General features: G+C 60.7%; 14 protein-coding genes. 10 read left to right on the top strand and 4 right to left on the bottom strand.

Going from position 1 to position 20,019, the window contains the following annotated elements:
- Positions 1-84 precede the first annotated feature (84 nt).
- The 4 genes from DXT77_RS30135 to phhA all read right to left on the bottom strand — a co-directional run bounded on the left by DXT77_RS30135 (position 85) and on the right by phhA (position 2,962).
- Positions 85-216: a hypothetical protein gene (locus DXT77_RS30135; RefSeq protein ID WP_256574703.1), complete on the bottom strand. Its 132-nt coding sequence runs from the start codon at positions 214-216 to the stop codon at positions 85-87.
- A gap of 249 nt (positions 217-465) precedes the next feature.
- A complete protein-coding gene (locus DXT77_RS19740) occupies positions 466-1,659 on the bottom strand; it encodes an amino acid aminotransferase (protein WP_119428847.1) in 1,194 nt (397 codons plus the stop codon).
- Positions 1,659-2,015 (bottom strand): 4a-hydroxytetrahydrobiopterin dehydratase, encoded by a 357-nt coding sequence (locus tag DXT77_RS19735; RefSeq protein ID WP_003222798.1) that lies wholly within the window; start codon positions 2,013-2,015, stop codon positions 1,659-1,661. The genes DXT77_RS19740 and DXT77_RS19735 overlap by 1 nt, the downstream gene beginning before the upstream one ends.
- Before the next feature lie 110 nt (positions 2,016-2,125).
- Positions 2,126-2,962, bottom strand: a complete 837-nt coding sequence (gene phhA / locus DXT77_RS19730) for a phenylalanine 4-monooxygenase (protein ID WP_225739972.1) — start codon at positions 2,960-2,962, stop codon at positions 2,126-2,128.
- A 223-nt stretch (positions 2,963-3,185) separates the two neighbouring features.
- On the opposite strand from phhA, the gene DXT77_RS19725 reads away from it, so the two are divergent.
- The 10 genes from DXT77_RS19725 to DXT77_RS29830 all read left to right on the top strand — a co-directional run bounded on the left by DXT77_RS19725 (position 3,186) and on the right by DXT77_RS29830 (position 19,799).
- Entirely contained in the window at positions 3,186-4,745 is a 1,560-nt protein-coding gene (locus tag DXT77_RS19725) for a sigma-54-dependent transcriptional regulator (RefSeq protein WP_096822212.1), read from the top strand.
- Between the two features lie 310 nt (positions 4,746-5,055).
- On the top strand, positions 5,056-5,796 hold the full coding sequence (locus DXT77_RS19720; RefSeq protein WP_119428846.1) for a flagellar basal body rod protein FlgF: 741 nt from the start codon (positions 5,056-5,058) through the stop codon (positions 5,794-5,796).
- Positions 5,797-5,841: 45 nt separating this feature from the next.
- Positions 5,842-6,627, top strand: coding sequence for a flagellar basal-body rod protein FlgG (gene flgG, locus DXT77_RS19715; RefSeq protein WP_007958342.1), 786 nt, complete (start codon positions 5,842-5,844; stop codon positions 6,625-6,627).
- A gap of 53 nt (positions 6,628-6,680) precedes the next feature.
- A complete protein-coding gene (gene flgH / locus DXT77_RS19710; RefSeq protein ID WP_007965503.1) occupies positions 6,681-7,376 on the top strand; it encodes a flagellar basal body L-ring protein FlgH in 696 nt (231 codons plus the stop codon).
- A gap of 27 nt (positions 7,377-7,403) precedes the next feature.
- Complete coding sequence (locus DXT77_RS19705; protein ID WP_065260802.1) at positions 7,404-8,492, top strand: flagellar basal body P-ring protein FlgI; 1,089 nt, start codon at positions 7,404-7,406, stop codon at positions 8,490-8,492.
- 11 nt (positions 8,493-8,503) lie between these two features.
- Positions 8,504-9,796 carry a flagellar assembly peptidoglycan hydrolase FlgJ gene (flgJ, locus tag DXT77_RS19700; protein ID WP_119428845.1) on the top strand — a complete coding sequence of 431 codons (1,293 nt, stop codon included), beginning with the start codon at positions 8,504-8,506 and terminating at the stop codon, positions 9,794-9,796.
- A gap of 21 nt (positions 9,797-9,817) precedes the next feature.
- Positions 9,818-11,863, top strand: a complete 2,046-nt coding sequence (gene flgK / locus DXT77_RS19695) for a flagellar hook-associated protein FlgK (protein ID WP_119428844.1) — start codon at positions 9,818-9,820, stop codon at positions 11,861-11,863.
- Positions 11,864-11,876: 13 nt separating this feature from the next.
- A complete protein-coding gene (locus DXT77_RS19690) occupies positions 11,877-13,448 on the top strand; it encodes a flagellar hook-associated protein 3 (RefSeq protein WP_119428843.1) in 1,572 nt (523 codons plus the stop codon).
- A 116-nt stretch (positions 13,449-13,564) separates the two neighbouring features.
- Positions 13,565-17,161 (top strand): glycosyltransferase, encoded by a 3,597-nt coding sequence (locus DXT77_RS19685; protein WP_119428842.1) that lies wholly within the window; start codon positions 13,565-13,567, stop codon positions 17,159-17,161.
- 229 nt (positions 17,162-17,390) lie between these two features.
- Positions 17,391-19,799: a calcium-binding protein gene (locus DXT77_RS29830; RefSeq protein WP_158593101.1), complete on the top strand. Its 2,409-nt coding sequence runs from the start codon at positions 17,391-17,393 to the stop codon at positions 19,797-19,799.
- Positions 19,800-20,019 lie beyond the last annotated feature (220 nt).

Here is a 20,019-nt window from a genome sequence, read left to right as displayed (position 1 = left end):
AGATGTGTATAAGAGACAGCGGTTTCAGGCAGTGTGGAAAGCGCATGTTAGCGCTTTCCACACGGTCTGTACGGCGGGTGTTACTTACTCTTCGCTGTCGGCCGGGCGGCTTTCGGCGGCTTCTTTCGGCTCGGGCTGTTGGGCGCCGGCTTGTTGCGTGGTCGTCTGCTCAGGTACGTGCAGGCTTGGGAAGGGGAGATTGGGAATCTCGTGCATGGTTGCGCTCCTCGCTAAGTCTGTTGATAGATCTGGTAGATCCGCGCTTTCAGAAAGCCTGCGAAGGATACAGCAGGAAAAGTGACAATCAGATTTTTAAATCCATTTGTTGCGACAAATGGCCACATGAGCGAAGGCGGCACACAAATCATTGTGGGAGCGAGCCTGCTCGCGATGAGTGCGTGCCAGTCGACATTTGTGCTGACTGATACACCGCTATCGCGAGCAGGCTCGCTCCCACAATTGTGTTTATTTGCAGACGTTGGCGATCGCCTCGGCCAGCAGATCGAGGCGCGTCGCATCGATCCCGGCGACGTTGGCCCGGCCCGAGCTGACCATGTACACGCTGTGATGCTCACGCAGGTTTTTCACTTGTTCCGGCGACAGGCCGGTGTAGGAAAACATCCCGCGTTGCACGCCAATGTGCGCAAAACGCTCGCGCAAGCCGTGGGGCTCCAGCGCTTCCACCAGTCCACTGCGCAACTGGGCGATGCGCAGACGCATGGCTTCCACTTCGTCGGCCCAGCGGCGTTTCAGCTCCGGGTCGGCGAGGATCGTGGCGACCACAGCCGCGCCATGATCCGGCGGAGTCGACCACAGGTTGCGGGCGATATGCGCCAGTTGGCTGCGGATGTCGATCAGCTTGTCGGCGGTTTTCGCGCAGACGATCAGCGCACCGGTGCGGTCGCGGTACAGGCCGAAGTTCTTCGAGCAGGAACTGGTGATCAGCAGCTCGGGCAACTCGGCGGCGAACAGCCGGGTTGACCAGGCATCCTGCTCCAGACCGTCGCCGAAACCCTGGTAGGCAAAGTCGATCAGCGGCAGCAGGTTGCGGCTGCGCACCACGTCCAGCACCCGGTGCCAGTCGTCGTGACTCAGATCGAAACCGGTCGGGTTGTGGCAGCACGCGTGCAGCAGCACCACATCGCCTTTCGGCACTTCATTGAGCACGGCGAGCATCGCATCGACGTCGAGACGGTTGTCGCTGCCGACGTACGGGTAATGGCAGATCTTGACCCCGGCGGCCGCGAAAATCGTTTCGTGGATCGGCCAGGTCGGGTTGCTCAGCCATACGCCTTTGCCCGGCAGGCATTGCGCGATGAAGTCTGCCGCCAGACGCAGGGCACCCGTGCCGCCCGGGGTCTGGGTGGCGCCGGCGCGCTGCTGGGCGATCAGTGCCGAATCGGCACCGAGCACCAGCTCATTGATCACCTTGCCGAACAGCGGATTGCCATGGCCACCGATGTAGGTCTTGGTGTCCTGACTCTCGACCAGACGCGCCTCGGCGATTTTCACCGCCTCGGGGATTGGCGTCAGGCCCTGGGCATCCTTGTAGACGCCCACACCGAGGTCGAACTTGCGCGGGTTGGAATCCTGCGCGTAGGCCTCCATCAGGCCGAGGATCGGGTCGCCGGGCACCCGGCCGATGGCGTCGAAGTGCATTACTTGCGTCCTTCTGCAGTCTTGGCCACTTCGTCGGTGCGCGCGGCCATGATGAAGTCGTTGCGGTGCAGGCCTTTGATCGAGTGGCTCCACCAGGTCACGGTGACTTTGCCCCACTCGGTCAGCAGGCCCGGGTGGTGACCTTCGGCCTCGGAGATCTCGCCGACGGCGTTGGTGAAGGCCAGGGCGTGCTTGAAATTCTTGAACAGGAAGACTTTTTCCAGCTGCATGATGCTGTCGCGTACTTCGATGTTCCAGTCAGGGATCTGCTTGATCAGGATCGGCAATTCTTCATCGCTGACCTGTGGAGCATCGGCACGGCACGCTTCGCAATGGGCTTGGTTCAAGGTGGACATGGTGTACTTCCTGAAATCTAGAGGTGTTTTTTTATATTGGCTGGCAATGCCGTCACGCTAAACCAAAGCCGCGACGACTGACAGACTCACTTGTAAGTAAAAGCCACGGTTCACGCAGCTTTTGGTTTCGGCGGAAATTTCGGCGCGTGCAGACCCAACTGCATGCCTTGCTTGACCATGCCCATGATGTCTTCGTGGGCGAGATCGAACAGGCGCTTGAGGTTCGGCAGGACAAAATACAGCGGTTGCAGGATGTCGATGCGATACGGCGTGCGCATGGCTTCCAGCGGATCGAAGGCCTGGTGTTCAGGTTCGTCCGACAGCGAGTAAACGGTTTCTTTTGGCGAAGACAGGATGCCGCCACCGTAGATGCGTTTGCCTTGCGGGGTGTCGACCAGGCCGAACTCGATGGTCATCCAGTACAGGCGCGCCAGATAAACGCGTTCTTCCTTGGTCGCTTGCAGACCGAGCTTGCCGTAGGTGTGGGTGAATTCGGCGAACCACGGGTTGGTCAGCAGCGGGCAGTGGCCAAAGATCTCGTGGAAAATGTCCGGCTCTTGCAGGTAGTCCAGTTCTTCACGGGTGCGAATGAAGGTGGCCACCGGAAACTGCTTGCTGGCGAGCAATTCGAAAAAGGTCTGGAAGGGAATCAGTGCCGGGACGCGGGCGACCTGCCAGCCGGTGGTCTCGCCGAGCACCTTGTTGATCTCGCCCAGTTGCGGGATGCGGTCGTGGGGCAGGCCGAGTTTTTCGATACCGTCCAGGTATTCCTGGCACGCACGACCCTCGATCACTTTCAACTGGCGGGTGATCAGCGTGTTCCACACCGCGTGTTCTTCGGCGGGGTAGTCGATAAAACCTTGCGCATCGGGCTCGCGGGCCACGTATTGCGTCTGCTTCATACTGCTCTCCTGCGAGGGGAATTCGTTCTTGTTATGTCCTGCTATGGACTGAGAAATACCCCAGAGCGTGCCGTGTTGCAGCAGGTTGAAGAACCGTCGGGTAGGAAAAGTCTCTATAAATCGTAAAATTATCGTTACGCTTTGTGCGATAAGTCGTGATTGCGGTGATTCGAGGGTTTGAAACGATCTGTGTCTGTCACATAATCTTGACGACTATCTTGCGGGCGGTAGAGAAAAATCCGCCCCTTTACCTGTTTCGGGCCTTTATATGCGTATCAAAGTCCATTGCCAGAACCGCATCGGCATCCTGCGCGACATTCTCAATCTGCTGGTGGAGTACGGGATCAACGTCGCCCGCGGCGAGGTCGGCGGTGAACACGGCAACGCGATCTATCTGCATTGCCCGAACCTGATCAACCTGCAGTTCCAGGCGTTGCGGCCGAAGTTCGAAGCCATCGCCGGGGTGTTTGGTGTGAAGCGGGTAGGGCTGATGCCCAGCGAGCGTCGGCACATGGAGCTGAATGCGTTGCTCGGGGCGCTGGAGTTTCCGGTGCTATCGATCGACATGGGTGGCTCGATCGTTGCCGCCAACCGTGCGGCGGCGCAGTTGCTCGGCGTGCGGGTCGACGAAGTGCCGGGGATTCCGCTGTCGCGTTACGCCGAAGACTTCGACCTGCCGGAGCTGGTGCGCGCCAACAAGTCGCGAATCAACGGCATGCGGGTCAAGGTCAAGGGCGACATCTTTCTGGCCGACATCGCTCCCCTCCAGTCGGAGCACGATGACAGCGAGGCCATGGCCGGTGCGGTATTGACGCTGCACCGGGCGGACCGGGTCGGCGAGCGCATCTATAACGTGCGCAAGCAGGAGCTGCGGGGTTTCGACAGCATCTTCCAGAGCTCGAAAGTGATGGCGGCGGTGGTGCGCGAAGCCCGGCGCATGGCGCCGCTCGATGCGCCTCTTCTAATTGAAGGCGAAACCGGCACCGGTAAAGAGTTGCTGGCGCGGGCCTGTCACCTGGCGAGCCCGCGCGGCCAGTCGCCGTTGATGGCGCTCAACTGTGCGGGGCTGCCGGAGTCGATGGCCGAGACCGAACTGTTCGGCTACGGCCCTGGTGCCTTTGAGGGCGCGCGGGCCGAAGGCAAGCTCGGGCTGCTGGAGTTGACGGCAGGCGGCACGCTGTTCCTCGATGGCGTCGGCGAAATGAGCCCGCGCCTGCAGGTGAAATTGCTGCGTTTCCTGCAGGACGGTTGCTTTCGGCGTGTAGGCAGTGATGAAGAGGTTTATCTGGATGTGCGGGTGATCTGCGCCACTCAGGTGGATCTGTCGGAGCTGTGTGCGAGAGGGGAATTCCGCCAGGATTTGTATCACCGCCTCAACGTGCTTTCCCTGCACATTCCGCCATTGCGCGAATGCCTCGACGGTTTGACGCCGCTGGTGGAGCACTTCCTCGATCAGGCCAGCCGGCAGATCGGTTGCCCGTTGCCGAAACTGGCGCCGGCGGCGATGGATCGGCTCAGTCATTACCACTGGCCGGGCAACGTACGGCAACTGGAGAACGTGCTGTTCCAGGCGGTTTCGCTGTGCGATGGCGGGACGGTCAAGGCCGAGCATATTCGTCTGCCGGACTATGGCGTGCGTCAGCCGCTTGGCGATTTCTCTCTCGAAGGCGGGCTGGACGAGATTGTCGGGCGCTTCGAGAAAGCGGTGCTGGAGCGGTTGTATTCCGAGCACCCGAGCAGTCGGCAACTGGGCAAGCGGCTTGGGGTTTCGCACACCACGATTGCCAACAAGCTGCGTGAATATGAAGTCGGCAAAACCGAGTCATAACGACCGGGTGCATTGTCTGTGATGACCTCTTCGCGAGCAGGCTCGCTCCCACAATTGAAATGCGATCCCTGTGGGAGCGAGCCTGCTCGCGAATGCGGTAGTCCACGTAACCTCTGTGCCAGCCTTTGCCACCTACCGGCATAACACCGCCGGTTTTTCGTCTTCGATACATTTCCTTCTTTCCCGCAAAACCCCTCAAGTCCTTTGTTTATCGGGTCCCTGGCTGTCAGAAAAAAGTTGGTCTGCAAATTGCTTGTGGCTCAGCAGTACAGCGGTGGGCGGCAAACGTCCGGCATGCAGAGGAAAGAGTGTGGACAAGTACCTTTATGTGGCAATGACCGGCGCCAGCCAGAACGCACTGGCGCAAAAGGCTCATGCCAACAACCTGGCGAACATCTCCACCAATGGTTTTCAGCGCGACCTGGAGCAGGCGCGTTCGATGCCGGTGTTCGGTGACAGCTTTCCGGCGCGTGCGTTTGCCATGAGCGAACGGCCTGCCACCGATTTCACTCCGGGTTCGCTGGTGCAGACCGGGCGTGACCTCGACGTGGCCGTCAGCGGCAACGGCTTCATTGCCGTGCAGAACCCCAATGGCGGCGAAAGCTACGTGCGCACCGGCAGCCTGAATATCGACGCCCTTGGCGTGCTGCGTGCCGGCAACGGCATGCCGGTGCTGGGCAATGGCGGTCCGATTGCCATTCCGCCGGAGCAGCAGGTGGAAGTCGGCGAAGACGGCACCATCAGTATCCGTGCGATGGGCGAAGGCCCGCGCGTCATGGCCGAGGTCGACCGGATCAAACTGGTCAACCCGGGCATCAAGAACATGAACAAGGGCCTGGACGGTTCGATCTACACCAAGGACGGCCAGCCTGCGCCGGCCGACGCCAACGTCAAACTGGTGTCGGGTTTCCTGGAGTCGAGCAACGTCAATGCCGTGGAAGAGATGACCTCGGTGCTGGCCCTGGCCAAGCAGTTCGAGTTGCACGTCAAGATGATGAACACCGCCAAAGACGACGACCAGGCCATGGCTCGGGTCTTGCAGATCAGCTAATTATCAGAACGTCGCGCCGTAAAACAGGCGCACGAGGAGAATCGAATGCTTCCGGCTCTATGGGTTGCCAAAACCGGTCTGTCCGCCCAGGACACCAACCTGACCACCATTTCCAACAACCTGGCCAACGTGTCGACCACGGGTTTCAAACGTGACCGCGCCGAGTTCCAGGACCTGCTGTATCAGATCAAGCGTCAGCCAGGCGCCCAGTCGACCCAGGACAGCGAACTGCCGTCGGGTCTGCAAGTGGGTACCGGTGTGCGCATCGTCGGCACCCAGAAAAACTTCACCGCCGGCAGCCTGCAAACCACCGAGCAGCCGCTGGACATGGCCATCGACGGCCGTGGTTTCTTCCAGATCCTGCAGCCGGACGGCACCACGTCCTACACCCGTGACGGTACTTTCCACCTCGATTCCAACGGCCAGATCGTCAACGCCAGCGGTTTCGCTCTGGAGCCGGCGATTGTCATCCCGAACAACGCCCAGACCTTCACCGTCGGCCGTGACGGCACCGTGTCGATCACCGTTGCCGGCAACGCCGCTTCGCAAGTGATCGGCAATCTGCAGACCGCCGACTTCATCAACCCGGCCGGCCTGCAGGCCGTGGGCAACAACCTGTTCCTGGAAACCGCCGCTTCCGGCGCGCCGCAAGTCGGTACTCCGGGCCTGAACGGTTTCGGCACCACCCTGCAGAACACCCTGGAAACCTCCAACGTGAGCACCGTGGAAGAGATGGTCAACATGATCACCACCCAGCGTGCTTACGAGATGAACTCCAAGGTGATCTCCACCGCCGACCAGATGCTCTCGTTCGTAACGCAGAATCTGTAATCAAGTCTATGAGGCGGCCATGAGGCCGCCTGCAACACCGTGAGGTAAGGGTCATGAAACGCTTCGTATCTGTTCTGGCATTGGGTGGGGTCGTCTCGCTCGCGGGCTGCGTCGCTCCGACGCCCAAGCCCAATGACCCTTACTACGCCCCGGTGTTGCCGCGTACGCCGTTGCCGGCGGCCGCCAACAACGGCTCGATCTATCAGGCCGGTTTCGAACAGAACCTGTACAGCGACCGCAAGGCGTTCCGGGTCGGTGACATCATCACCATCACCCTGAACGAGAAGACCCAAGCCAGCAAAAACGCCAACTCGCAAGTGGCCAAGAACAGCAAGACCGGCATCGGCCTGACTTCGCTGTTCGGCGGCAGCGGCACCACCAACAACCCGTTGGGAGGTAACGATCTGAGCCTGGACGTCGGCTACAGCGGCGACCGCGCGACCAAAGGCGACAGCAAGGCGGCCCAGGGCAACACCCTGACCGGCTCGATCACCGTGACCGTCGCCGACGTGTTGCCGAACGGCATCATCGCCGTGCGCGGCGAGAAGTGGATGACGCTCAACACTGGTGATGAACTGGTGCGAATCGCCGGCCTCGTACGCGCCGATGACATCGCCACCGACAACACCGTGTCGTCGACCCGGGTCGCCGATGCGCGCATCACCTACTCGGGCACCGGTTCGTTTGCCGATGCGAGTCAGCCAGGCTGGTTCGACCGTTTCTTCCTCAGCCCGCTGTTCCCTTTCTAGGTGGCCAAGTTGAATTTCAAGAGCCTCATGGTGGCTGCCGTTTTGTTGTCGGCGGCCTTCAACGCACAAGCCGAGCGGCTGAAAGATATCGCCAGCATTTCCGGCGTGCGTTCCAACCAGTTGATCGGCTACGGCCTGGTGGTCGGGCTTAACGGCACCGGCGACCAGACCACGCAAACCCCGTTCACCCTGCAGACCTTCAACAACATGCTCTCGCAGTTCGGCATCAAGGTGCCGCCGGGATCGGGCAACGTGCAGTTGAAAAACGTCGCGGCGGTATCGGTGAGTGCCGATCTGCCGGCGTTCGCCAAACCGGGTCAGCAGGTCGATATCACCGTTTCGTCCATCGGTAACTCCAAGAGCCTGCGCGGCGGCACCCTGTTGCTGACCCCGCTCAAGGGTATCGACGGCAATGTCTACGCCATCGCCCAGGGCAACCTGGTGGTGGGTGGTTTCGATGCCGAAGGTCGTGACGGCTCGAAGATCACCGTCAACGTTCCGTCGGCCGGTCGCATCCCGGGCGGTGCCTCGGTCGAGCGTTCGGTGCCGAGCGGTTTCAACCAGGGCAACAGCCTGACGCTGAACCTCAACCGTTCCGACTTCACTACCGCCAAGCGCATCGTCGACAAGATCAACGACATGCTCGGCCCGGGCGTTGCCCAGGCCATCGACGGCGGTTCGATCCGTGTCACTGCGCCGCTTGATCCGAGCCAGCGTGTCGACTATCTGTCGATCCTGGAAAACCTCGAAGTCGATCCGGGGCAGGCGGTGGCGAAAGTCATCATCAACTCCCGTACCGGCACCATCGTCATCGGCCAGAACGTGAAGGTGTCGCCGGCCGCCGTGACCCACGGCAGTCTGACCGTGACCATCACCGAAGACCCGATCGTCAGCCAGCCTGGCCCGTTGTCCAACGGCCAGACCGCCGTGGTGCCGCGCTCGCGTGTGAATGCTCAGCAGGAAGCCAAGCCGATGTTCAAGTTCGGCCCGGGCACCACCCTCGACGAAATCGTCCGTGCGGTGAACCAGGTCGGCGCGGCACCGGGTGACCTGATGGCCATTCTCGAAGCACTGAAGCAGGCCGGCGCGTTGCAAGCCGACCTGATCGTGATCTGAGGACGCCGCCCATGGATATGCGCAAAAGCGGTCTGGTCAGCAGCAGCGATTCGGGTTCGTACTCCGACCTCAATCGCCTGAACCAGCTCAAGGTCGGCGACAAGAACAGCGACGGCAACATGCGCAAGGTGGCGCAGGAATTCGAATCGCTGTTCCTCGGTGAAATGCTCAAGTCGATGCGCTCGGCCACTGAGGCGCTGGGCCAGGACAACCCGCTCAACACCCCGGCAGCCAAGCAATATCAGGAAATGTACGACCAGCAACTGGCCGTTTCCCTGTCCCGCGAGGGTGGTGGTATCGGTCTGGCCGACGTGCTGATGAAGCAGATGTCGAAGAACAAACCGATGGCGCCGGGCGAGGCCGCCGCCGCATCCGCTGCCAAGCAGCAGGAAGCGCTGGCCAAGGCCGCTGCGGTGGAAACGCCGATTGCTGCCGGCACCGTGGCCACCAACGGTCCGCTGTCGCGCCTCAATGGCGAGCGTCCGTTGTGGGCTTCGCGTTCGGTACATGCGCCGAACACCCAGCTCGCCCATCGCAATGACATGGAGATGATCAACCAGCGTCGCCTGGCACTGCCGCCGAAACTGGCTGACCGCCTGCTCGCCGGTCTGGTGCCTTCGGCCACGCCGACGGCTGCCACTCAATTGCCGCAACGTGCCGCGACGGCCGCTGCCACCGGTTCCGGCCCGCTGTACAACGGCGACTGGCTGGCCCGCGCCGAGGCGGACAAGGCTTCCGGCGGACAGATGCAGATCTACGGTCGCGCCATGGCGCAGATTCCGCTGGCCCCGGCGAAGAAAGCGTTCAGCAACGCCGACGAATTCGTCAACACCATGCTGCCGATGGCCAAGGAGGCGGCGGCGCGCATTGGTGTCGATCCACGTTATCTGGTGGCTCAGGCCGCACTCGAAACCGGTTATGGCAAATCGGTCATGCGCGCCCAGGACGGCACCAGCAGCCACAACCTGTTCGGTATCAAGGCCAGCAGCAACTGGAAGGGCGATTCGGCCCGGGCGATCACCAGCGAGTTCCGCAACGGGCAGATGGTCAAGGAGACGGCCGAGTTCCGTTCCTACGCCTCGTACAAGGACAGCTTCCACGATCTGGTGACTTTGCTGCAGAGCAATAATCGCTATCAAGATGTGCTGAAGTCGGCCGATAACCCAGAACAGTTTGTACGCGAGTTGCAAAAGGCCGGTTACGCAACCGACCCGAACTACGCAAGCAAGATTTCGCAGATTGCCAGGCAGATGACGGTAAATCAGAACTACGCTGCGGCCGGCGTTTCAACAACGCCTTTATAAACACAAGGTAAGGTTTGAATCATGAGTTTGCTCAATATCGGGATGTCGGGGTTGGCCGCGAGTTCGTCCTCTCTGGCTGTGACAGGTAACAACATTGCCAACGTCGACACCGCCGGTTATTCACGCCAGCAAACCGTGCAGGGCACCAAGTCATCGATCCAGACTGGCAACGTGTTCATCGGTACGGGCACGACCCTGGCCGACGTGCGCCGGGTGTACAACTCATACCTGGAAACCCAGCTGCATACCGCCACGTCGCTCAACAGTGAAGCGGCTGCCTACGGTGGCCAGGCGACTGCCCTGGACAACTCGTTGTCCGATACCAACACCGGCCTGACCGGCGTGTTGCAGAAGTTCTTCACCTCGATGCAGGGTGTGGCGACTTCGGCGACCGACGACACGTCCCGTCAATCGGTACTGACCGGCTCGCAAGCGCTGACCAGCCGCTTCAACGCCCTGGCCAAACAGCTGAACGATCAGAACACCACGATCAATGGCAACCTCGGCGACATGGCCGCCCAGGTCAACAAGCTGGCCACCTCGATTGCCAATCTCAACCAGAAGATCGGCGAGGTTTCCACCAGCGGCGGTCAGCCGAACGATCTGCTCGACAGCCGTAACGAAGCGGTGCGTCAGCTCTCCGAACTGGTCGGCGCGCAAGTGGTCGAGCGCGGCACCAGCTTCGACGTCTACGTCGGCAGCGGTCAGCCGCTGGTTGTCGGCAACACCACCAACACCCTGAGCACCGTTCCGAGCAAGGACGACCCGTCGCGCATGGGCATCCAGATGGATCGTGGCTCAAGCACCATCGACATCACTTCGGTAATCAGCGGCGGTGAAATCGGTGGTCTGCTGACCTATCGCAATGAAGTGCTCAACCCGTCGCTCAACGAGCTGGGTCGTGTAGCATTGGTCATTGCCGACCAGATGAATCGCCAGCAAGCCCAGGGCATCGACAAGAACGGTGACTTCGGTGCGCCGATCTTCAACGACATCAACAGTGCCGCGCTGATCAGCCAGCGCAGCATTGCCTCGGCAGGCAACAGCGCGGGTTCCGGCAACCTGAACGTCACCATCAAGGACACCGGCAAGCTGACCACCAGCGATTACCAGGTCACCTTCACCAGCGCCACCAACTATTCGGTCAAGCGCTCCGACGGCACCGACATGGGTTCGTTCAGCACCACGACCACGCCACCGCCAGTGATCGACGGCTTCACCCTGGCCCTCAACGGCGGCGCGATGAACGCCGGTGACACCTTCAAGGTGACCCCGACCCGTGACGCGGCCACCAACATTCAGACCGTGCTCACCGATCCGAAGAAAATCGCGGCGGCAGCACCGTTGACCGGCGTGGCCAGTGCCAACAACTCCGGCACCTACACCCAGCCGACGCTGGTCGATACCCTCGACATCACCAACCCGGCCTCCCAGGCCGAGTTGCAGAACGCGCTCAAGTATTCGACGCCGGTCAAACTGGTCATGGGTGCGGTCACCAGCGGCAGCCAGTCGTACAACATGGTCGATGCCAAGGGCAACACCATCGGCACCGGCACCATCGTTCCGGGGCAGGCCAACACCCTGAACCTGAAGATCGGCATGGTCGACTCCACCGGTGCACCGGTGATGGATACTTCGGTTACGCCGAACGTGCAGAAAACCTTCACCGTGCAGACCACCGTGGGCGCGACGCCGAAGCCAGGCGAAACCTTCACGATCAACCTGACCGGCGCCGCTTCTTCTGACAACCGCAACGCGCAGGCGCTGGTCGGCCTGCAGACCAAGCAGACCGTGGACACCGGCACCGGCAGCAAGGGCATCAGCCTGACCGACGCCTACAACAAACTGGTGACCAACGTCGGTACCAAGGCGGCCCAGAGCAAGTCCGACAACGAAGCCACCTCGACGATCCTCGATCAGGCCAAGGGTGCGCGCGACTCGCTGTCCCAGGTCAACCTGGATGAAGAGACCGGCAACCTGGTCAAGTATCAGCAGTACTACACAGCGTCTTCGCAGATCATCAAGGCTGCGCAGGAAACTTTCGCCACGCTGATCAACAGTCTTTAAGGAGTCGTAATTCATGCGCATTTCCACCGCTCAGTATTACGCGACACAAGCTTCCCAATATCAGCGTAACTACAGCAAGACTGTTGCCACCGCGAACGAAGCGAGCAGCCTGCAACGCATCAACACTGCCGCCGATGATCCGATCGGGGCCGGACGCCTGCTCAAGCTGGGTCAACAGGCCGCGATGCTCGAGCAATATCAGGGCAACATCGATACCACCAAGAGTGCACTGACCGTGCAGGAGTCCACGCTGAACTCCATCACCACGGCCTTGCAGCGCGCCAAGGAAATCGGCCTGGCGGCCAACAACGGTATCGCCACCGACGCAGACCGCAAGGCCTACGCATCCGAGCTGAGCCAGATCCAGCAACAAGTGCTGGGCCTGATGAACTCCAAGGACGCCAATGGCAATTACCTGTTTTCCGGCTCCAAGACCGATACCGCGCCGTACTCGCAGAATGCCGATGGCACCTACACCTACAATGGTGACCAGACCCAGATCAACCTGGGCATTGGCGACGGCCTCTCGGTAGCCACCAACACCACGGGTTGGGATGCATTCCAGCAGACCATCAACACGAGCCGCACCACGACCACCATGACCGCGCCTGCCGTCGATGATGGTCGTGTGGTGCTGACCAACGGCATCGTTGGCACTGCTGCGACGTACAACGCCAAGTTCGCGGCCGGCCAGCCCTACACCGTGGATTTCATCAGCAGCACGCAGTTGAAAATCACCGATGCCCTGGGCAACGACGTGACGAGCGAAGCCAGTCAGAGCGGTGCGATCACCAACAGCAACGGTGCCAACCAGACCGTCAGCTTCCGTGGTGTCGACCTGAAGTTGAACATCAACCTCAAACCTGGCGACACCAACCCGGATGCGGTCATCGCCGGCCACAGCTTCCAGCTGGCGGCCACGCCTGACTCGTTCACCACCTCGCGCAGCGCGGGCAACCCGTCGACCGCGGTCATCACGGGCTCCGGCGTAACCAACCAGGCGGCCTACGACGCGGCATTCCCGTCCGGCGGCGGTGCGATCCTGAAGTTCACCAGCGCCACGGCTTTCGACCTGTACGCCGCGCCGGTCACCGCTGACAGCAAGCCGGTTTCGTCGGGCACGCTGGTCGGCAACAATGCTACCGCCGCCGGTGTGACGTTCACCCTCGGCGGTACGCCAGGTGCGGGCGATCAGTTCTCGATCCAGTCCAACAACCACCAGACCCAGAACGTGCTAGACACCCTGGGCCAGATGGTCACGGCGCTGAATGCGCCGATTGATGGTGATCCGGTGGCCAAGCAGAAATTCCAGGGTGCCATGGAGTCGGCGCTGGGCAACATCGACAGCGCGTCCAACCAGATCGGTTCGGCGGTGACTTCGATCGGTGCCCGCGGACAGTCGCTGGATGACCAGAACACCACCAACCAGAGCCTGACTCAGGCGAATACCACCACTCAGGGTTCGATCCGTGATTCGGATCCTGCCGAAGTGATGACCCGCCTGACCTTGCAGCAGACCATGTTGCAGGCCTCGCAACTGGCGTTCAGCAAAATCAGCCAGCTGGGTCTGTTCAACAAGATCTGATGCTGACCGGGCGCGCGAGCGCCCGGTTTTCTTGATCGTTCTGTACTTATTGTCTTCTTTTGCGGTTTCGAAGGGCTCGCTGTTCCGGGCGGGTTCCCGCCGCTTGCGAGTCCGCCGTGAATTCACTCCCGCTTGTCAGCCTCGTCATTCCCGCCTTCAATCCGCGCTTTTTTGAAAAGGCCTTGAGCAGTGCCGTGAGTCAGAGCTATGGCAATCTCGAAATCATCGTCTGCGACGACAGTCGTGGCAGTGAGATCGAGGCCATTGTCGCTTCGGTCACCGAGAGCAGCGGGGTTACGGTTCGTTATGTGCGCAATCCCCGGACGCTCGGGCTGGTGGGTAACCTGCATGCGTGCCTGGAGCATGCGACGGGTGAGTTCATCAAGTTTCTGTGTGATGACGATCAGTTGTTTTCCACCTGTGTCGAACGCCAGGCGCAGACGCTGATCGACCATCAGGACGTCAATCTGGTACTCGCCCAGCGGCTGTTCTGGGATGCCGGTGACCTGCCGTTGCCGTCGCGCCTGGAGAACACGCCGCTGTCTCCGGTGTGCGGATTGTTCAAGGGCGATGACCTGCTGGCGATTTTCGAGAATTTCCCGGTGAACATTCTCGGAGGCTTCAGCAATGCCCTGTTTCGTCGATCCGATGTGCAGGAGCTTTTGCCGGCCCTGACTCAGTCCGGTCACTGTTTTGTCGCCACGCTCGATTTTGCTTTGTACGTCTGCCTGCTGCGCCGCGGCAACGTGGTGATGTCTAACCATGTCCTGAGCATCGAGCGCCTGTACCCTGAGCGTTTGAGCAGCCAGCAAGCGATGCGCGATGCAGCCGAGACCGAGCGGCAATGGCTGACGCAGATGCTCAAGGCGCGCAGCGGCGAATCCGCACCGGCGCCGGGCTGGGTCCGTTATGTGCCGATCACCAGGGCCCTGGAAACTCCGCGGGTCTGGGAAGAGTTGCCACTGAGCCGCACGCTGGGCACCAAGCAGACCACGCAGGACTGGCATGTCGGAATTGCCAGTGTCAGTTTCGCCGAGCTGTACGCCCAGTGGCTGGCCTGCCGCGCACTGACCGAAGGCCAGCGCGAGCTGTTGCCGGACACGCTGGCCGCCTGGCCGCGCGTGCCGAAAATCGTTCCGGTGATCATCGACGAACAGGGCAGTCGTTCGGCGCTCGAACTCACCCTGCAATCGCTGGCCGCACAGGAATACCTGCCGGAGCTGACCATCGTGCTCTCCGCGTCCTGCACCGAGGCGCAGTTGCAGGAGCGCATCGTGCGCATGCCGCTGCAGGATGACTGGCAGCAACAGATCAACGAATTGTTGCCGCAGCTCGACGGTGCCGACTGGTTCTATCTGCTGCGCGCCGGTGATCGTCTGGTGGTGCCGGCGTTGCTGGTGATGGCCGAACGTATCGCGCTCTCGCGCACCGTTACCTGCCTCTACAGCGATGAAGGAGGTCTGAGCCAGGGTGAGTCGACCGAGCCTGTGTTCAAGCCGGACTTCAACCTGGACCTGATGCGCAGCTACCCGTATGTGGGCAGGGCGCTGGCCTTCGAGCGCGAGCGTTTCCTCGCCCTGGGCGGTTTCGATTCCGCATTCGGTGAGCTGGCGCCCCACGATGTGCTGTGGCGCATGGTCGAGCAGGACGGCACGCACGTCATCGGTCATGTTTCCGAGGTGTTGCTGGAGTCGGCGTACGACCTCTCCAAGTGGCTGTCCGAACCGCAAATGGCGGACCGCAACTCGCAGTTGATCTCGGCTCACCTGGCGCGTCTGGGCATCGTCCACGAGATTCGCAATGGCGCCTCGGCGCTGCTCAACCGGGTCGATTATCACCATGACCGTCAGCCTCTGGTGTCGATCGTCATCGTCAGCAAGGATCAGACGGCAGCCGTACAGCGCTGTGTCGAGAGCCTGCTGGAGAAAACCCTCTACGCCGAGTATGAGTTGCTGCTGGTCGACAACGGCAGCGAGAGTGCCGAAGCACGGGCCTGGTTCGAGGGTATGGGGCAACTGGGCAGCGAGCGGATCCGCATTCTGGACTGCCCGCAGCAAGACAACATGGCGGCGGTGCGCAATGCGGCGGTGAGTCAGGCGCGGGGCGAATACGTCCTGCTGCTCAATCCTTATGCGGTGATCACCCAGGGCGACTGGCTGGCGGAAATGCTCAATCACGCCCAGCGACCGGAAGTCGGTGTGGTCGGCGCCAAGCTGTTCAATCCGGATGGGCGGATCCTGCACGCCGGCCTTATTCTCGGCTTGCAAGGGCCGGCCGGCGTTCCGTTTTACGGAGAGACCCTGCAGGCGACGGGGTACATGTACCGGCTGCTCGTCGCTCATGACCTGAGCGCCGTTGGTGGCGATTGCCTGATGGTGCGCAAGGCCGTGTTCGAGGCGGTCGGCGGCCTCGATCAGCAGGATCTGGCACAGTCGCTCAATGAAGTGGATCTGTGCCTGCGGGTCGGCCGGGAAGGTTACCTGGTGGTGTGGACGCCTTACGCTCAGCTGGCGTTGGGCGCACAGCCGGCACAGGCGCCGAAGGATGGCGAAGAAGCACGGCTCGGCCAGGAACAGGAAACGTTCTACAAGCGCTGGTTACCGATCGTCGCGCGGGATCCGGCGTACAACGCCAACCTGGCGCTCAACGGTCTGGGCGGTTCGAGCTTCCGTCTCGATCCGGGCCTGCGTACCGGCTGGAGTCCGTTTTCGCATCCGCAATTGCCGAAGATCCTGGCGCTGCCGGTCAATGCGTCGGCCATCGGTCACTACCGTGTGACCCAGCCACTGATCGAGCTGGAAGCGGCGGGCAGGGCGCTGGGGCGGATTCACTACAACTTGCCGACGATCATCGAAGTCGAGCGCCAATCCCCTGACGTGATCATTTTGCAGGGGCGCTATGCCGAAGCGCCAATCAACGAAATCCCGATCCTGCAGAAATACTCGAATGCCCGGCGGATCTATGAACTCGATGACTATGTGATCGACGTTCCCCATCGCAATGCCCACATCCGCAACATGCCGAACAAGGACGAAATGGAAAAACTGGTCCGGCGTGCCATCGGCATGTGTGACCGGGTCGTGGTGTCCACGGCGCCGCTGGGTAATGCACTGTCGAGCATGCACAGCGACATTCGGGTCGTCCCCAACATGCTGGCCAAACACCTGTGGAGCGATTTGCGCAGTCAGCGTCGTACCTCGAAAAAACCTCGGGTCGGCTGGGGTGGTGGCACCAGTCACCATGGCGACCTCGCGGTCATCGCCGATGTGGTGCGCGAACTGGCCAACGAAGTCGACTGGGTGTTTTTCGGCATGTGCCCCGACGACCTGCGACCGTACATGCATGAGTTCCACGGCGTGATCGGACTGGACGTGTACCCGGCGAAGCTGGCCAGCCTCAACCTCGACCTGGCCCTGGCGCCGCTTGAGTTCCACATCTTCAACGACTGCAAGAGCAACCTGCGTCTGCTGGAATATGGCGCCTGCGGCTACCCGGTGATCTGCACCGACACCGAGGCCTATCGCGGTTATCTGCCGTGCACGCGGATCAAGACCAACACCACGGATGAGTGGCTGCAGGCGATCCGCATGCACCTGGCCGATCCGGACGCCAGCTACCGCATGGGCGACGAATTGCGCGAGGTCGTGCTGCGTGATTACGTCCTGCGTGGCGACAACCTGCGGTACTGGGAAAACGGCTGGCTGGCGGACTGACCGGTTCATCCGCGCTCCAGAAAAAACAGGCGACTATTGCAGTCGCCTGTTTTTTTTGCCTGCCTGTTCGTCTTTGTTTCATTCTTGATACATTTCTTTGCAACGAGCTCAAACGCAGGGTGCTACCTGTCGATATCAACACATTGCAGTTCAAGAAAATGATGCCGCGGTGACGTGTGATCGCCACGCTGGCCTGTACCGGTTCACAAACAAGGCAAGGAAGAAACAAATGTCAGTAGTGAATGGAACGAGTGACGTGGATTATCTGGTGGGCACCGATGGCAATGATGAACTCTATGGACTGGAGTCGGATGACCAACTGATTGGCAGTTCCGGATCGGACGTACTGGATGGTGGGGAGGGGTTTGATACGGCGGACTATCGCGTACTGTCTTCGGCCGTCAATGTCGAGATCGGCAATGACGCGTCGACTGTCACGGGCGCCGAGGGCAAGCACGACACCTTGCTCAACGTCGAGAAAGTCATCGGTACGTCTTTCAGCGACACCTTCACCGGCAACATTGCCGGTGTAACGCTGGACGGTAGCTGGGGTGACGATGTGTACATCGTCGGCAGCGAAGGCGTGACCATCATCGAAGAAAGCTACGGCGGTTACGACGAGCTGCGCACCAGTCTCAACACCATCAAGATGGATCCCTTCATCGAGAAACTGACCTTCACCGGCACAGGTGATTTCAAGGCCTGTGGCAGTGACACCGACAACGAGATCGTTGGCGGTGCCGGCAACGACTGGATGTGGGGCGGCGACGGGGCGGATCACTTCGTGGGTGGCGAAGGTTTCGATACCGTCAGCTACAGCGACAGTCTCGAAGGGGTGAGAATCGCGGACTGGAGCAACTATGACGGGTTGACCATTGCCTACGGAGACACCTTCACCGGTATCGAAGCCATTGAAGGTTCGAAGTTCGACGATCTGATCTATCGCTCCGAAGGGTCGATGATCATTGACGGCTCCGACGGCTACGACACGGTGAGCTATAAATGGAACGCGGGGCCGGTCACCATCGAGATCGGCAGTGGTATCAATGCAGTGGGCGACACCTTTCGCAATGTCGAAAAGATCGTTGGCACCAACAATGCCGATCAGTTTACCGCCAACATCGGTGGCGTGACCCTGGCCGGTGGCGATTGGAACGATGTGTACATCATCAACAGCACCGGTGTGACCATCGAAGAAGCCGAGGGCTTCATGGGCGGCACCGATCAGGTGTACACCACGCTGTCCGAGATGCACCTGGATCCGTTCGTTGAAAACCTGACGTACACCGGGACCGGCGATTTTACCGGCTACGGCAACGACACCTGGAACACGATCGTCGGCGGCAGTGGCAACGACGTGCTGTTCGGCGGTGCCAAAGGCGACTCCTTCGACGGTGGCGACGGTATCGATGTGCTCAGCTACGGCGACAGCACGGTCGCCATGACGCTGAACTGGGCAACCCGGGAGTTTTCGGGGATCGCTGATGGCGATACGTTCCAGAACATCGAGATCATCCGTGGCAGTGACTTCAACGACACTTTTTACGCGACCGGCATGGCCTGGTATTTCGGCCTGGATGGCGGACAGGGGCAGGATCTGATCAGCTTCAAATACGCCTTCATGCCGATGACGATCGACCTGAGTGGTGCAGTCTACAAGCCCTGGGATCCGATGCCTGAATACACCAGCATCGAATTGATCGAAGGCAGTCAGTACGTTGATTTCTTCATCGGTTCGGCCGGCAATGAAACGTTCATCGGTGGTGGTGGCGGTGATACGGTCGATGGTCGCGACGGCATCGATAACGTCTGGTACCTCACCAGTGCCACGGCGGTAGAGATCAATCTGCAGACCGGTATCAACCTGGGTGGCGATGCACAGGGCGATACGCTGGTCAATGTCGAAGGCGTGATGGGCAGTCATTTCGACGACACCTTGACCGGCAACGAAGCGGACAACTACCTGGAAGGCGGGCGCGGCAGCGATCTGATCAATGGCGGTGACGGCAACGACGTCATCTACGGCGGCCTGGTATCCGACATCGGACCGTTCAGCCTCGAAGGTGTGGCTGATAATGCGCAGGCCGATCAGTTGTATGGCGGGGCGGGTGATGATGTGATCATCAGTGCCGAAAACGATCTGGGCACCAACGCATTCGGTGAAGACGGCAACGACACCGTGACGGTGGTCAACGGCAGCGCCATCGGCGGTATCGGCAACGACGTATTGACCGGCAAGGGCAGCAGCTACTCGTTGTTCGGAGGTGAGGGTGACGACCGGTTGATTCTCAACCTTGGCGGCCAGCAGGTCTCCGGTGGTTTCGCCAATGGCGGTGAAGGTGATGACACTTACGTGGTGAACACCTCCGGTCTGGTGGTGATTCAGGACAGCGGCACCAGCCTGAACGACACCCTGATTCTGAACACCATTGCCAACGCCAGCCAGTTGAACGTGACCCGTATCGGCGACGACGCCTATTTGCACAGCGCCAATGACGGCAGTGTCGGTGCGCCGACCGGTGGCGTGAAACTGGCGGGCTGGTATGCGGGCTTCAACAACATCGAGCACATTCAGACCGCGGACGGCCATGCCTTCTCCCTGCCAGCCGCTACCGATGGATTTGCCCTGTTCGGTTGATCCGATCGATTGATTGAAGCCGCTCGATGAAAGGGATGAGTCCGGCAACGACTCATCCCTTTTTTCATGCCCGTGTCCCCATCGACGCAGTGCCGGTGGAGCTGGCGCGTTTCCTGCAAGTCCCCCTCAAATCGCCATAAAACGAGCGCTCGCGGCCATTGCCCCGACGCCCGGAACGGCAGAAAGGTTTAGCCAGACGGCCGCAAAGCTTGGAAAGCCG

It is taken from the genome of Pseudomonas sp. 91RF, assembly GCF_003576265.1.
Lineage (GTDB): Bacteria > Pseudomonadota > Gammaproteobacteria > Pseudomonadales > Pseudomonadaceae > Aquipseudomonas > Aquipseudomonas kribbensis.
This window is presented reverse-complemented; position numbering and strand designations above follow the sequence as displayed.

What these genes read in the sequence shown, in the direction of transcription:
- DXT77_RS19725 (WP_096822212.1), top strand. Translation starts at nt 3,186, where the DNA reads ATGCGTATCAAAGTCCATTGCCAGAACCGCATCGGCATCCTGCGCGAC.
- DXT77_RS19690 (WP_119428843.1), top strand. Translation starts at nt 11,877, where the DNA reads ATGCGCATTTCCACCGCTCAGTATTACGCGACACAAGCTTCCCAATAT.
- flgH (WP_007965503.1), top strand. Translation starts at nt 6,681, where the DNA reads ATGAAACGCTTCGTATCTGTTCTGGCATTGGGTGGGGTCGTCTCGCTC.
- flgJ (WP_119428845.1), top strand. Translation starts at nt 8,504, where the DNA reads ATGGATATGCGCAAAAGCGGTCTGGTCAGCAGCAGCGATTCGGGTTCG.
- DXT77_RS19740 (WP_119428847.1), bottom strand. Translation starts at nt 1,659, where the DNA reads ATGCACTTCGACGCCATCGGCCGGGTGCCCGGCGACCCGATCCTCGGC.
- DXT77_RS30135 (WP_256574703.1), bottom strand. Translation starts at nt 216, where the DNA reads ATGCACGAGATTCCCAATCTCCCCTTCCCAAGCCTGCACGTACCTGAG.
- DXT77_RS19705 (WP_065260802.1), top strand. Translation starts at nt 7,404, where the DNA reads ATGGTGGCTGCCGTTTTGTTGTCGGCGGCCTTCAACGCACAAGCCGAG.
- flgK (WP_119428844.1), top strand. Translation starts at nt 9,818, where the DNA reads ATGAGTTTGCTCAATATCGGGATGTCGGGGTTGGCCGCGAGTTCGTCC.
- DXT77_RS29830 (WP_158593101.1), top strand. Translation starts at nt 17,391, where the DNA reads ATGTCAGTAGTGAATGGAACGAGTGACGTGGATTATCTGGTGGGCACC.
- DXT77_RS19735 (WP_003222798.1), bottom strand. Translation starts at nt 2,015, where the DNA reads ATGTCCACCTTGAACCAAGCCCATTGCGAAGCGTGCCGTGCCGATGCT.
- flgG (WP_007958342.1), top strand. Translation starts at nt 5,842, where the DNA reads ATGCTTCCGGCTCTATGGGTTGCCAAAACCGGTCTGTCCGCCCAGGAC.